Below are 13,644 nucleotides of genomic sequence, written 5' to 3'. Positions count from 1 at the left end.
TACTTACAATGGAAATAAGATCAATTATCAATTGCATTATCATTACGCTCAAATTATGATTCTTGCAGAATTTTTAAGATCAGCTTCCATCCCTTACATGATGGGAGTTAAGCGAGTATATATGAGCGTCGATATCGATAAGCTTGATGAATCAGTGTTGGGCAGTGATAGTCCTGATCCATTGCGATTTGCTTTTGTTAAGAAGCATTCTGCACATGCCGGGGGAGCGAGCGTACCTGTGCCCTCGTCTCAACAACAGGCGATTTTTTCGAGTATTACGGCTAACTCAATTAAAGCGACCAATAAGCGCTGTCTTTATATTCATGTTCCGTTTTGTCGCGTTCGTTGCACTTTTTGTAACTTCTTTCAAAATGCTGCAAGTCGCACACTGGTTGATGAGTACTTTGAAGCATTAATGCAGGAGCTTAGAGAGAAAGCGGCATTACCTTGGACACAAAATGGTATTTTTCACGCCGTATATATCGGGGGCGGAACGCCAACGGATTTATCTCCAGTACAGGTTCGTGTGTTAGGCCAGGCTATCCGAGACCACTTTCCTTTGGCTGCAGACTGCGAAATCACCTTAGAAGGTCGCATCAATCGTTTTTCTGATGAGTTGTATCAAGGCGCTTTAGAGGGTGGGTTTAATCGTTTCTCTTTTGGTGTGCAAAGTTTTAATACACAAGTGCGCCGCAGCGCAAAACGTTTAGATGATAGAGAAGATGTCCTCAAACGAGTGAGCGAGATCGCCAAAGAAGACAAAATTCCGGTCATTATCGATTTACTCTATGGCTTACCTTATCAAACCAAAGAAGTGTTAGAGCAAGATTTAAATGATTTCCTCTCGACTGGCGCACACGGACTGGATTTGTATCAGTTAGTGGTTGGTGGGTCAGCTCCCATGCTCAACCTCGTAGAAAAGGGAAAAATCCCGCCACCTGCGACCACACCAGAAAAAGCGGGAATGTATGAGCTCGGTGTGAGCTTTATGGCCAAACACCATATGAAGCAACTGAGTGTGAACCATTGGGCAATCGATAACCGCGAGCGTAGTTTATACAATAGTTTAGCCAAGACTTATGCAGAGGTATTGCCAATTGGCTGTGGTGCTGGAGGTAATATCGGTGGCTACGGGATGATGCAACACCGCACACTAGAGACCTATATTAAAGCGGTCAAAGAAGGTCAAAGCACCATCGCGATGATGATGAAGCAAAGCCCTCTAGAACCACTTTTTTCTGCACTCAAATCTGCGTTTGACCGTGGCATTGTTCAAGCAAATCAACTTCCATCATTTATGGGAGAGGACGCGTTCGGGTTTTTATTGCCTCTATTTAAAGTGTGGCAAGCGAAAGGCTTAGTACAACTACATGAACGTAGCGCAGTCCTTACTCTTGCAGGCAGCTTCTGGGCAGTGTCATTGGCTCAAAGTTGTATTCAGGTACTCACGTCGGAGATGAACGAAACCGTACCGAAAGCATCCAATAATTAATGAAAACAAATTGAACAAAAACGGAAGACACAATGGAATCAATCAAGCAACAAGTTGAAGTATTACTAGAGCAAGAACCACAATTATTGCCAGCTGCGATGGCAGAGCGTCTTGGCATTTCCGAGTTTGAGGTTGTTGCGGCTCTACCTCAGGAAATGGTGGCTATTGCACCAGGAGAGCAAGCGCAAAGCATCCTAGAAAGTTTGGTTGGTTTTGGCCCGGTGACGACCATCGTCCACTCTTTTGGTTCTATCTTTGAAGTTAAAGCGCCGTTTCCAAAAGGAAAAGTGGCGCGTGGCTATTACAATTTAATGGGTAGAGAAGGTGAACTGCACGGCCACCTTAAATTAGATAACGTTAAAAATGTCGCATTAGTCAGTAAACCGTTTATGGGTAGAGAGAGTCACTATTTTGGTTTTTTCTCGGAGTGCGGAAGCAATATTTTCAAGGTTTATTTAGGCCGTAACGAAAAGCGCGAGTTGATTGAAGAGCAAGTAACCGCATTTCGCGCCCTACAAGCCGAATTAAAAAAGTAATCACAAACATAATCGAGGCTTAACTCGAATACTAATTAGTAAAGTCAGGTATCAATATGGATCAACAAGTTAAACAAGAGCGTTTGCAAGGTCGTTTAGGGCCAGAGATCAAAGAGTTTCGTCAGGAGCGCCGTACACTTCAGCTTGCAACTGTCGATGCAGAAGGTCGCCCGAATGTAAGCTACGCGCCTTATGTTCAAAACCAGGAAGGTTATTTCGTTCTCATTTCTAAAATCGCTCGTCATGCCCGTAACCTTTTAGAAAATCCAAATGTTTCATTGATGATGATCGAAGATGAAGAGTCTTCAAAGCAGCTGTTTGCTCGTAAGCGCTTAACTTTTGATGCGGTAGCAAATGTAGTTGAGCGAGACACAGAGATGTGGCAACAAGTTGTTGGACAAATGAAAGAGCGTTTTGGTGAGATTATTGATGGTCTAAGCCAGCTAGAGGATTTCGTTTTGTTCAACTTAAAGCCAGAATCGGGGCTATTTGTTAAAGGTTTTGGTCAGGCGTATCAAGTGTCTGGTGATGATTTAGTCGATTTTGTTCACCTTCAAGAAGGTCACAAGAAAGTCGAAAGTGCCTGATTGTAAACCGATCATATGAATGTCGATTATTTGGCATAATGAACGTTTAAAGGGAGTTAGGTTATACTGACTCCCTTTTTTATATTGGAACAAAAGCATGAAACCTGTAAGCAAGGAATTGAGCGAGATTTGCTATCCGTTTATTTACGAGGACAGTCCGGTTTGTGACTTTGAAATTACAGCAGATGAACTTTGTAGTCGTATTGGCCTTGTTCTCGCTATGGAGTTGGACGAGTTTAGCCGTGATATACTGACAAGAATGCAGCCTAATGTTTATCATCTAAATGGTTCGGTTCGCGGAAAGTTAGCGATTACAGAGACGGAAGTTGAAGAGTTAAAGGCCGATTATGCTTTGCTCAAGCAACGCATTGATGGTGGCTTCAAAGGCTTTGTTCTACCCGGAGGACACCCGGCAGCCAGTCAATTGCATTTGTGCCGTTGCCAAGCTAAAAAAACGGTACGAGCATTAGTTGCCGTTGAACATACAGGTAAGAAGCAGCCCGCACCTATTTTGTTTCGTTACGCGAACTTATTAGCGAATGTACTTTACAGCCTAGCTTCTTATATTAATCATACTCATCAAGTCAAAGAGACGGAATTCGTTTCTCGTAGTTACGCGATGCCAAAGAAGTGAGCTGAGAAATTAGCGGATGTGAGCATCAGGGATAGGACAAGCACTGCATTATATTCTCAAATCAACTCGTCCAATAAGAGTTAAGAAGTCATAGCTTTGGCTTCTAGCTCTTTTGCTCCGCGAAGCATCGCTTCGATTAGTTCTCCTGCATTGAATTTCTCAAGTGCCTCATGCGCGCCAACTTGGTGAGCTCTGTCTACACAGATTTCGCTCGATAACGATGTATGTAAAATGCGGTATGAATGGTTCAGAGAGGAATTATTCTGAACTTCAAATGCTAATTCATAACCGTCTAATCCGGGCATTTCAATATCGCTGACCAGAATATCAATTGGGCGATGAGCCGCAGCGTCACTTTTCATCAGTTCCAATGCATCTAAACCATTTTTACAGATTTGATACCCAATATTGATGCTATCGAGTGCGTCACACAGCTGTTTACGAGCGATGGAAGAGTCATCCACCAATAGAATACTGAGTGCTTTTAGGCGTTCTCGCTCAATATCTGTCAGCATTGGGATCTTTGAATTCTCGTACTGCGGATAAATTTTGGAAAGTAGCAGTTCCACATCCAGCATTTGAACAGTTTTATCCTCGTAGCGAGTAATTCCAGTCACGAAAATATTTTTTCCAGCGCTCGGAGGTGGCGTTTCAATAGCTTTCCAATCGCACTCAATGATCTTCTCTATACTACGAACCATAAAAGCTACCACGGTTCGCAAGCAATCTGTCACGATCAAGTAGCAGCTTTTATATTCTTCTTCACTTATAGGACGAAAGCCAACAGCCGCTGACATATCGATCACTGGTACTGTTAAGTTACGTATCGTAACGGTTCCAATGACGTGATGATGCGAGTAAGGGATCTTTGTCGTTGGCATGTACGGGACGATTTCACGGACTTTTAGCGTACCGATAGCGAAACTCTGTTGCAGGGTGAGCTTAAACATCAACATGCCCTGAGATTGATTCGCTTTGCTAATGACTTTTGCCATGAAAATAACCTTATAAACACCACCGAATTGTGTCTAATCTAATCTTATCAGACGAAGGCTTCAACCATCGGAGAGACAAATGTGAGCTTTTTAGACAATCTTTTAGAGACATAGTGATTAACTGAGCAAAACTTGTTTGTATTTTAAACTCATTATGTAGACGATTTTATATTCCTCGTGTATTAGGGCCTTTACCGCTGAGCTATTATTAAGAAATGTTTGGTCTGTTAAAAAGGATTGGGTACACTTGCGCGACCAGAATAGTGAGAGATAGATCAATGGCAAATACAGCAGCCGCATTACATATTCTTGTGAAGCACAAAGAGCAAGCGGAAGACATAATCAAGCAACTGAAAAAAGGCGCAAAGTTTCAGACATTAGCGAAGAAGTATTCAACTTGCCCGTCAGGCAAACGCGGTGGTGACCTTGGTGAATTCCGCCGTGGTCAAATGGTACCTCAGTTCGACAAAGTGTGCTTTTCTGGCGAAGTGTTAACGCCGCATTTAGTTAAAACCAAGTTCGGTTGGCATGTTGTGAAGGTGCTTTACAGAACATAAGGCTTGGTATCGACCTAAACATTGTCAGATGAAACCCACAAGCATTAAATATCATCTGTACGGTCTCTTTTCACCAATCACTACCGTTATGACATGGCAGATACATTCTGATCTGCCATGCTCCACCAAACGCTAATCTTTCCAAACTAGAAACTCATTTATATGCAATTAACTTGGCTTTTCTCATAAGTCGTTATCCTATTTCAAGCTTTGGTATGAGAATACGTTTGCTGGTTGTATCAATTATCAATGCTATTCCTTGCTGGCGAACTTTGGTTCATGTTCGGACGCCATTCGCATATGATAGCGACCTTATAAAAATTAACCCTGTTCATAATTTAAGATGTCCCTGACTCATAAAGACTATTTTAAAATCGCATTTCCTTTCATCGTTTCTACTGTTACCCAACCATTATTGGGGGCGGTGGACACCGCGGTGATCGGTAAACTCGGTGTGGCTGAGATGATTGGTGGTGTAGCGATCGGCACCGTCATCATGAATACCTTGTATTGGCTGTTTGGCTTCTTCCGCGTCAGTACTACCGGGCAAAGTGCAATCGCATTAGGTAAAAATAGCCCAGAGGATCAAGCGAGTAGCTTATTGCGTCCTTTCGTGCTTTCGCTCTGCCTTGGCTTGATTTTCATTGCGTTGCAGTCCGTGATTTGGATGGGGGCAGAGCTGATTATCTCCCCTGATGCAGTCGTGGCCGAAAACGCTAAGACTTACTTCGATATCATGATCTTTGGTGCGCCGTTTGTACTGCTGAACTACACCGTGATTGGTTGGTTGATGGGGCAGGCGAAAGCCAAAGAAACCTTGTTCACGCAAGTGTTTGGTAATGTTCTGAACATCGTGCTGGATATCGTATTTGTGTTGTACTTTGATATGGGCATTGCTGGTGTTGCGGTGGCGACACTTATCGCGCAAATCTCGACGTTTGTTATTGGTGCGGTGCTGGTGTTGAAAACCTGTCGCTTCCCGCTGTTTGATCACATTCAGACCGCAAAAATGACGCGTAAAGATCTCAAAGTCATTGCGTCTTCCAATATGGATCTGCTGCTTCGTACTGTGTGTCTATTGGTGTTCTTCAACATGATGGCGCGTGTAGGCTCTCAGCTTGGTTCTGATGTGCTTGCTGCGAACGCAATCATGATGCAAGTGACCTTTATCGTCAGCTACATGTTCGACGGTGTAGCGAACGCGTCGAGCGTCTTTGCAGGTAAAGCGGTAGGGCAGAAGAATCCGACATTGCTTGATAACGTGATTAAGCTAAACACGCAATGGACCGCGGCGTTCGTTGTTGTCTTGACCTTGCTGTTAGTGCTGTTCAAACACCAAGTGGTGATGTTGTTTACCACCTTGCCAAACCTTGTTGAACTGTATCTAGACATGAGCCCTTGGTTATTGGCATTCCCGTTGGTTGCTGGTTTTGGTCTTACGTTTTACGGCATCTTTACCGGTACAGGGACGACGCGACCAGTGCGTAACTCTACCTTTCTAACCATGGTGTTGTTCTTAGTGACTCAATTGATTGCGGTGCAATATTGGGGCAACCACGGTTTATGGCTGGCATTCACTTTGTTCTACGTTGGGCGCTTTGTCTTCTTGTTTCGATACCTCGGTCAAGTTAAACAAAAGTGTCTTTAATTCACACTGTCACAAACGACCTAATTTAGATGTTCTTATAACAAGGGTGGAGCCATCTGCCCTTGTTGATAAATCTGAAAAAGGTGATGAAATAACCTTTCCGACTGGTTTCCTTGCTTTAACCCGCATGATATTATTTGTGATGTTATATTATTACATTTAGTTTATGCCGTGATTTCTCAACCAATACTCTCCGTTAATAATCTCAGCCTTACAGACTCAGAGCGTACACTCTTCAAAGACATTTCTTTTGAGCTGTCTCAAGGTGAAGTTCTTGCCATTATGGGACCTTCCGGCATTGGTAAATCCATGTTGTCGAAAGCCGTCGCAGGTTTTTTGCCGTCTGATATTTGGGTAGACGGAAGTATCCAGCTTAACAGCAGTGAAGTCGCACAAACTGTCATGCTGCAACGTAGTCAATTGCAGCGTCCCGCGGTCATTTTCCAAGATGCACTTAAAGCGCTGAATCCATTGGCGTCTGTCGAACAACAACTGTGTTTGGCATTGACGGGCAAAAAAACGCGCTTGTCTTCAGCAAACCGAGACACCGTGACGACCTTGCTGTCTCAACTCGGATTTGCGGATCCAAAAGCAGCATTAGCGCAGCATCCAAGCCAGTTATCTGGTGGTCAGCGCCAGCGTATTTGTATTGCGATTGCGTTGCTTGGTAGTGCCAACTTGATCATCGCTGATGAGCCCACCAGTGCGCTCGATCCAATCACCGAAGCGGAGATCCTCGAGTTGTTTCGCAGTAGTGTTCAGCAACGCAATATCAGTGGTTTGTTGATCACGCACGATCTATCTGCGGCTTTGGCGTGTGACAAAGTCTTGGTGATTGCGGACAACACCATGGTGGCTTATGGCGCACCATGGCAAGCCATTCAGCAAAGTTCGCATCCTTTCTGCCAACAACTTGCGCAACTGCTGCCTTAACTTCATCTCTGGAGCCTATTTTGACTAAGCACAACTTGAGCGGGCACACGCAGCCTAAATCGGCGGAAGTTCGCTTTGAGCAAGCCAGTGTTCACTATTACTCCAAACCAAGTTGGTTAGGGGGCAAACCGTTTAAAGCGCTCGAACAATTGGATCTTGCCATCGACACAAAGAACATTGCGATTGTTGGTCCTTCTGGTGCGGGTAAATCGACTTTGATTGAACTTCTGTTTGGTCTTCGTAAACCCACATCTGGTGAAGTGTATGTGTGTGGCTATCCGCTATCGCGTAGCTCGGCTAAGCAGCGCCAAGAGTTGTGTCAGCACATTCAATTGATTCCGCAAGAGCCGCAATCGAGCTTGAATCCTTATTACACCGTTCGCCAGATCTTACTGGAGCCGCTAAGCAACATTGGTTTGACGCAAGAGCTCAATGAGAAGGTGGAAAAGGTCTTGGTGGATGTCGGTTTGGATCTCACATTGCTGGATCGCAACCCGCAGCAATTATCAGTTGGGCAAGCGCAACGTGTGGCTATCGCCAGAGCTTTGATTGTCGAACCTTGCGTGTTGGTTGCCGATGAGCCAACCAGCAGCCTAGATCCCGTCAGTCGTAAACAGATTCTCGACCTGTTGGCATGCATTCAAAAGAGTCGTCAGATGCGCCTGATTTTGGTGACACATGACCTCGATGCGGCACAAACCCTATGCGATGAAATCCTAGTGTTAGACAAAGGACGCGTTGTCGAGCACGGCACAGCACAGAACGTGACAAATAACCCATCACACTTGATCACGAGAGCCTTGATGAGCGCTCAACACAAAAGTAATGAATTCACAAAAACCATTGGAGAGGTTTCTTATGCACCTTAGTACTCCCAAGTTAGCTTTGTCGCTGGCTTTAAGCGCACTGTTGACGGGTTGTTTTGACTCTGGCGAAAGCAAGCCAGAAGCGGAAAAAGCAGCTGCACCGCAAGCAACGGAAATTCGCGTTGCCATGATGCAACCACCACGCACAGGTTTGTCGCCACTTTCAGATGACGCGTTCAAACTGTCACGTTGGAGCACAGCAGAAACGCTAGTGAACCTCAACGATCAGTCGGTAGCAGAGCCAATGCTGGCAACAGAGTGGGAACAAGTTGATCCGATGACGTGGCAATTTACGGTACGTAAGGGCGTGAAATTCCACGATGGTTCTGACCTTGATGCAAACGCGGTTGTGAACTCTCTACAAAAAGCATTAGATGCCGCACCAAAACCACGTATTTTGGATGGTATCGAATGGCAAGTTCGCGCACTGGACGACTTCACTGTTGAAATCAAAACGACCTTTAACGATCCATTGTTGCCAAGCCGTCTATCTAGCCCACAGTTAGCGATCCTTTCTGGTGCTGCATACCAAGAAAACGGTCGTGTTGTGCCAATCAATGCGGGTACCGGTCCATTCGTTCTGACAGAAATCAACGGTACAACCAGCGCGAAACTGAAGCGTTTTGATGGGTACTGGGGCGAAAAAGCGAAAGTAGACAGCATTTTTGCTGAATACGTACCAAACGGTTTTGCTCGTGCTGCTGCACTACGTACCGGTGAGGCGGATGTCGTTGAAGCGGTTCCTGTATCGCAAATCGCGATGATGGAATCTTCACAGCTGCACGAAGTCGCAATGCCGCGTACTAACACGCTTTACCTAAACAATAAATCAGATGTGTTTAGCCAGTTCGGTTTGCGTAAAGCAGCAGCTCAAGCGGTTAACCGTGAGCAAATCATCAAAACGGTTTACGAGAACCACGCCGACTCAGCGAAAGGTTTGTTAGGTCCTGCATTGGCATGGGCTCAACCAATTCGTGACGCGAACCCTCGTATGGAAACCATGGAAATGCGCCACGCGAACGGTGAGAAGATCACCATCGGTACATTTACCGACCGTGCTGAGTTGCCAGAAGTAGCGGTGCTGCTAAAGCAACAACTTGAAGCGGCTGGCTTTGTGGTTGAACTAGACGTTCGTGAATATGCACAAATCGAAAACGATGCACTAGCAGGTAAGTTCGATGCGTTCTTGTTGTCACGTGCAACAGTGCTGGATTCTGGTGACCCAGTGGCGTACATGCAAAGTGACTTTAGCTGTAAAGGTTCTTACAACCTAGGTCAGTTCTGCTCTGAAGAAGTGGACGCAGCATTGAAACACGCTGATCGTCAACCATTGGGTGAGAAACGCCAACAAGCGATCATCGAAGCAGAAAGCAAAATCCTTGAGCAATACGCTGTGATTCCACTGCTTCACGAGCGTGTAATCCAAGGTGAGAGTGATCGCGTGAAGAATGCACAACGTGACCCACGTGAGCGTCGCCTGATCGACCAGTTTACTGAGGTGAACTAACTCGATGTCGTCTGTTGCCAACATGCGCTCTCGTTGGAGCGCTTGTATGCCTGAATGGTTTACGCGTTTTTTGTCGCGCTTCCTGTCACTCGGGGTAGTGGTTGTGCTGGTGGGTTTGATGCCGGATATTGCAGGTATTGACCCAAGCCAATCAATCCTGCGTGCCCGTGCGGGTGCTCAACAATTGCTGACGGCGGAAGCTCTGCAAGCAATTCGAGAAGATCTTCAACTTGACCGCAGCGCTGCTGAGCGACTGTGGGATTGGTTGACGCTTGCCATGCAAGGTGACTTAGGTGTCTCTTGGGTGAGCGGGGCATCCGTCATGGAGAGCGTTCAACAAACCGCAAAAACGTCGCTATTACTGATGCTTACAGCGCTAGGCATGGCATTTGTAATGTGCATGGCGAGTGTGCTTTACACTGTGCGTCGTTGGCAACAGAATCGTTTAGATAAGCATCATGACACGCTCAGTTCGGTGTTGGTTTCATTGCCTGAATACGTGATTGCTTCGTTGCTGATCATGGTGTTTTCCATCTGGTTGGGCTGGTTCCCGCCTTATGGTTGGCAAGGTGTGCAAAACCTCTGGCTACCCAGTTTGGCAATGGCATTGCCTGCTGCTGGCTTGTTCGGGCGCTTGCTCAATGACAGCCTCAAGCGTGTACTAGATGAGCCTTGGGTGATCACTTGGCTATCGGCGAACGTCAGTCAGTTTCAAATCTTACGCTTTGCCTGGTGGCGTGCCGTTAGTAACTTGATTCCTCAAATCGCAATGACGGTGATTGGTTTAACCGGCGGTGCGGTTGCTGTGGAACAGGTGTTCTCCATTCCAGGTATCGGACGACTAATTTTAGGCGCGGCGAAGTCACAAGATCTGCCGATGCTGCAAGGTGGCTTGTTGGTGTTGCTGGTGTTCTCGATGTTGATCAGCAGTGCGAGCATCTTATTGCAACGTTGGTTACTCGGGCACAGTGTCACAAGTGGCAAGCTGATCAGCAGTCACAGCACGTTCCGTTTTACCCAAAGCACCACCAAACGTATTGTCAGTGCGACAATCTTTGCCTTGCTGATTGGTTGTGCGGGATGGGCGTTAATGCGCGATCCTTACACTATCCAATTTACCCGCCTTGAATCGCCAAGCTTAGCAGCACCGTTTGGTGCCGATGCGGTCGGGCGAGATCTGCTTGCTCGCGTTGGCGGCGGTATGATGTCGACAATCAAAATGGGCATCATCGCAACGTTCCTAAGTTTGGTGATTGGTTTGTTGCTCGGCTTCGTGACTCGTTATAGCCAAGGCTTAATTGAGATCACCAAAGGTGTGCCATACATTGTGGCGGGTCTGCTGATTGCTGGTCTAACGGGGATGAACCCAAACAGTGCCTTGATTGCGATTGTTATGGTGTCATGGGCACCATTAGCGGCGCACTGTGCAAGTTTGTTGATGGAAGCCAAAGCGCAGCCTTACACGCATCTTGCGCCCATTTGGGGAACCAGTCAGTGGCGAGTACTCCGTTACTACTTGTTGCCTTATGTGCTGCCGCCATTGATTCGTCACGCGTTTCTGCGTTTGCCATACATTACGCTCAGCCTGACGTCTCTGAGTTTTATCGGACTTGGCGTTAAGCCGCCAGAACCTGAGTGGGGCTTATTGATTGCGGAAAACTTGCCTTACATAGAGCGCTCACCATTAGGTGTTTTGCTGCCAATTTCAGGCTTAGTTTTGATGGCAATTGCGGTGAATTTGATTTTTGATGACAAGTGACGAGCAGCGATAAAGTGAAGTGAGCTTCCATATCCCAGATGTAATCAGTAATTTGGTAATTTAGAAAACAAGAGGATGTGTTTTCTGCCAGAAAGTACACAGCACGGTCTATGTATATTGGAAGCACCTATAAATTAACGAGTATAAAAGTTACGCGAACTCAGATGTTTAGGTAGTGTTACTCTTTATACACACGTAATCCTTTATCCGTTAATTCTTTAGTGACCACTTCGGATAGGTTTCGATCGGTAATAATTCCGTCCAATTGCTCGATGTCTAATGCATGAAAGCTCGCTATCTGACCGTATTTAGTTGAGTCTGAGATCAGATAATTGGTTTGTGCCGCCTTGATGATTGCTTTTTTAACGAGGACTTTATTTTCATTAGGTGTTGATAAGCCTTTCAAGCTCCAAGATGAAGTCGAAATAAAGGCGATATCAATATTTAGCCCATTCAAGAACTCTGCGACTTTTCCTCCAATGGTGGATTGGTTCTCGCGGTCAATTTTTCCCCCAGTGTGGTAAAGCTCACATTCACTGTGCGTCATAAGGAAAGCAGCAATAGAGAAGTCATTGGTGATCACTAAAAGATCATTACGATTTGCTATTTGATGGGCGATTTCTAGAGAGGTTGTTCCCGCATCCAAGTAAATCGTAGCGTCTTGACCAATTAACGTAGCCGCCAGCTTACCAATTTGAATTTTTTCATCCGCTTGTTGCTCGACCTTCGCATCATGGGAAAGTTCGGAATGTAGAGCTTGAGCGAGTTGCACTCCACCAGAAACAGAAACGACTTTACCTGAGGATTCAAGCTTCACGATATCACGACGAATGGTCATATGTGATACGCCAAGGTGGTCGGTTAAATCTGAAATGCTTAACACTTCTTGATGTGATAACAGGGATAATATGGTTCTTTGACGTTCTGCTGGGATCATAGTTTCACTTCTATATTCTTGTTTTTCAGTATCCTACCAATCTTTTCATTTGTTGTGAATATCTGTGAATTATGTTCTCAACGTTGTAAGAACAGCCTTCGCTTGTGTTAACTGCTCGGAATATCTCTGCCCATAAAGAGGTATATATCACGACATTGTTAATTTGTGTGAAAAAATGTGATTCAAAGCGAGGTCTTAGTATTAATCTTCACATATAATCACATCAACCAAACAAGAATTAACAAAGTTTAATAGACCAGAAGGCATTGTTTTTATGAGTGAAGTTCAATCTGTAGGTGTTATCGGTTTAGGCTCTATGGGAATGGGCGCCGCAAAGTCATGTGTGCGTGCAGGCCTAGATGTCTATGGTTTCGATTTAAATTCTCAAGCGCTTGAAGAGTTAGGTTCATTCGGTGCAAAAGCTGTTTCTACAAATGCAGTTGAGTTTGCAGATAAGCTTGATTCGGTTCTAGTTCTTGTTGTGAACGTAGCTCAAGTTAACACGGTCTTGTTCAAAACCGGTCTTGCTACAGCGCTTAAGCCGAATACGCCAGTAATGGTTTCAGCAACCATCTCAGCAGAAGACGCAAAACAAATTGAAGCGAAATTGGCAGAACACAATCTTGTGATGCTTGATGCACCGGTATCTGGTGGTGCTGCAAAAGCAGAATTAGGTGAGATGACTATTATGGCGTCGGGAGCGCAAAGCACATTTGATGCACTTGAACCAGTACTCAACGCAACGGCAGCTAAAGTCTACAACATCGGTGAAGCGATTGGCCTAGGCGCAACTGTGAAGATTATCCACCAATTGCTAGCAGGTGTTCATATCGCAGCTGGTGCTGAAGCAATGGCATTAGCGGCACGTGCAAACATTCCTCTTGACCTGATGTACGACGTGGTGACGAATGCAGCGGGTAACTCTTGGATGTTTGAGAACCGCATGAAGCATGTAGTTGATGGTGACTACTCCCCTAAATCTATGGTCGACATCTTTGTGAAAGATCTAAACCTCGTATCGGACACAGCAAAAGATCTCAAATTTCCACTTCCTCTATCAAGCACAGCACTAAACATGTTTTTGAGTGCAAGCAATGCTGGTTTTGGCCAGGAAGACGACAGTGCCGTTATCAAGATTTTTGATGGTATTGAGCTTCCAGGTGTAGAAAACAAACAGAAGTAAGCGCACGTAA

13 protein-coding genes are annotated in these 13,644 nt (G+C 45.4%); 11 read left to right on the top strand and 2 right to left on the bottom strand.

Features of this window, described 5'->3' with window-relative positions; translation table 11 throughout:
* The first annotated feature begins 121 nt into the window (after nt 1-121).
* The 4 genes from hutW (at nt 122) to R7Z78_RS01620 (ending at nt 3,249) form a co-directional block, all read left to right on the top strand.
* The gene (hutW, locus tag R7Z78_RS01635; RefSeq protein ID WP_104976469.1) at nt 122-1,492 is read left to right on the top strand and encodes a heme anaerobic degradation radical SAM methyltransferase ChuW/HutW; all 1,371 of its coding nucleotides are present in this window, start codon (nt 122-124) and stop codon (nt 1,490-1,492) included.
* Nucleotides 1,493-1,524: 32 nt separating this feature from the next.
* Nucleotides 1,525-2,028, top strand: a complete 504-nt coding sequence (hutX, locus tag R7Z78_RS01630; RefSeq protein WP_005385051.1) for a heme utilization cystosolic carrier protein HutX — start codon at nt 1,525-1,527, stop codon at nt 2,026-2,028.
* Nucleotides 2,029-2,084: 56 nt separating this feature from the next.
* Complete coding sequence (hutZ, locus tag R7Z78_RS01625) at nt 2,085-2,615, top strand: heme utilization protein HutZ (protein ID WP_005375331.1); 531 nt, start codon at nt 2,085-2,087, stop codon at nt 2,613-2,615.
* 97 nt (nt 2,616-2,712) lie between these two features.
* Entirely contained in the window at nt 2,713-3,249 is a 537-nt protein-coding gene (locus R7Z78_RS01620) for an ATP:cob(I)alamin adenosyltransferase (RefSeq protein WP_033906781.1), read from the top strand.
* 80 nt (nt 3,250-3,329) lie between these two features.
* Here the strand turns inward: R7Z78_RS01620 and R7Z78_RS01615 are convergent, their stop codons facing one another.
* On the bottom strand, nt 3,330-4,244 hold the full coding sequence (locus R7Z78_RS01615) for a chemotaxis protein (protein WP_033906782.1): 915 nt from the start codon (nt 4,242-4,244) through the stop codon (nt 3,330-3,332).
* Between the two features lie 215 nt (nt 4,245-4,459).
* On the opposite strand from R7Z78_RS01615, the gene ppiC reads away from it, so the two are divergent.
* The 6 genes from ppiC to R7Z78_RS01585 all read left to right on the top strand — a co-directional run bounded on the left by ppiC (nt 4,460) and on the right by R7Z78_RS01585 (nt 11,514).
* Nucleotides 4,460-4,801 carry a peptidylprolyl isomerase PpiC gene (gene ppiC / locus R7Z78_RS01610; protein WP_080276970.1) on the top strand — a complete coding sequence of 114 codons (342 nt, stop codon included), beginning with the start codon at nt 4,460-4,462 and terminating at the stop codon, nt 4,799-4,801.
* A 343-nt stretch (nt 4,802-5,144) separates the two neighbouring features.
* Nucleotides 5,145-6,449 carry an MATE family efflux transporter gene (locus tag R7Z78_RS01605; protein ID WP_104976470.1) on the top strand — a complete coding sequence of 435 codons (1,305 nt, stop codon included), beginning with the start codon at nt 5,145-5,147 and terminating at the stop codon, nt 6,447-6,449.
* 171 nt (nt 6,450-6,620) lie between these two features.
* A complete protein-coding gene (locus R7Z78_RS01600) occupies nt 6,621-7,382 on the top strand; it encodes an ATP-binding cassette domain-containing protein (RefSeq protein WP_104976471.1) in 762 nt (253 codons plus the stop codon).
* Between the two features lie 20 nt (nt 7,383-7,402).
* Nucleotides 7,403-8,251 carry an ABC transporter ATP-binding protein gene (locus R7Z78_RS01595; RefSeq protein WP_104976472.1) on the top strand — a complete coding sequence of 283 codons (849 nt, stop codon included), beginning with the start codon at nt 7,403-7,405 and terminating at the stop codon, nt 8,249-8,251.
* Complete coding sequence (locus R7Z78_RS01590; protein ID WP_005441857.1) at nt 8,241-9,755, top strand: ABC transporter substrate-binding protein; 1,515 nt, start codon at nt 8,241-8,243, stop codon at nt 9,753-9,755. The genes R7Z78_RS01595 and R7Z78_RS01590 overlap by 11 nt, the downstream gene beginning before the upstream one ends.
* 4 nt (nt 9,756-9,759) lie before the next feature.
* Complete coding sequence (locus R7Z78_RS01585; protein WP_104976473.1) at nt 9,760-11,514, top strand: ABC transporter permease subunit; 1,755 nt, start codon at nt 9,760-9,762, stop codon at nt 11,512-11,514.
* Nucleotides 11,515-11,692: 178 nt separating this feature from the next.
* Here the strand turns inward: R7Z78_RS01585 and R7Z78_RS01580 are convergent, their stop codons facing one another.
* Nucleotides 11,693-12,451: a DeoR/GlpR family DNA-binding transcription regulator gene (locus tag R7Z78_RS01580; RefSeq protein WP_033906787.1), complete on the bottom strand. Its 759-nt coding sequence runs from the start codon at nt 12,449-12,451 to the stop codon at nt 11,693-11,695.
* 274 nt (nt 12,452-12,725) lie between these two features.
* Between R7Z78_RS01580 and ltnD the strand changes: the two genes are divergently transcribed.
* Entirely contained in the window at nt 12,726-13,634 is a 909-nt protein-coding gene (gene ltnD / locus R7Z78_RS01575) for an L-threonate dehydrogenase (protein ID WP_033906788.1), read from the top strand.
* Nucleotides 13,635-13,644 lie beyond the last annotated feature (10 nt).

Source organism: Vibrio sp. 1167 (assembly GCF_033340375.1).
Taxonomy (GTDB): Bacteria; Pseudomonadota; Gammaproteobacteria; order Enterobacterales; family Vibrionaceae; genus Vibrio; species Vibrio alginolyticus.
Note: the sequence above shows the minus strand (reverse complement) of the source record. Positions and strands in the feature narration are given on the sequence as shown.

Excerpts from the sequence above, each read along its gene's own strand:
- R7Z78_RS01590 (WP_005441857.1), top strand. The coding sequence starts at position 8,241 with ATGCACCTTAGTACTCCCAAGTTAGCTTTGTCGCTGGCTTTAAGCGCA.
- ltnD (WP_033906788.1), top strand. The coding sequence starts at position 12,726 with ATGAGTGAAGTTCAATCTGTAGGTGTTATCGGTTTAGGCTCTATGGGA.
- hutZ (WP_005375331.1), top strand. The coding sequence starts at position 2,085 with ATGGATCAACAAGTTAAACAAGAGCGTTTGCAAGGTCGTTTAGGGCCA.
- R7Z78_RS01585 (WP_104976473.1), top strand. The coding sequence starts at position 9,760 with ATGTCGTCTGTTGCCAACATGCGCTCTCGTTGGAGCGCTTGTATGCCT.
- R7Z78_RS01580 (WP_033906787.1), bottom strand. The coding sequence starts at position 12,451 with ATGATCCCAGCAGAACGTCAAAGAACCATATTATCCCTGTTATCACAT.
- ppiC (WP_080276970.1), top strand. The coding sequence starts at position 4,460 with ATGTTTGGTCTGTTAAAAAGGATTGGGTACACTTGCGCGACCAGAATA.
- R7Z78_RS01615 (WP_033906782.1), bottom strand. The coding sequence starts at position 4,244 with ATGGCAAAAGTCATTAGCAAAGCGAATCAATCTCAGGGCATGTTGATG.
- hutX (WP_005385051.1), top strand. The coding sequence starts at position 1,525 with ATGGAATCAATCAAGCAACAAGTTGAAGTATTACTAGAGCAAGAACCA.
- R7Z78_RS01620 (WP_033906781.1), top strand. The coding sequence starts at position 2,713 with ATGAAACCTGTAAGCAAGGAATTGAGCGAGATTTGCTATCCGTTTATT.
- R7Z78_RS01605 (WP_104976470.1), top strand. The coding sequence starts at position 5,145 with ATGTCCCTGACTCATAAAGACTATTTTAAAATCGCATTTCCTTTCATC.
- hutW (WP_104976469.1), top strand. The coding sequence starts at position 122 with ATGAGCGTCGATATCGATAAGCTTGATGAATCAGTGTTGGGCAGTGAT.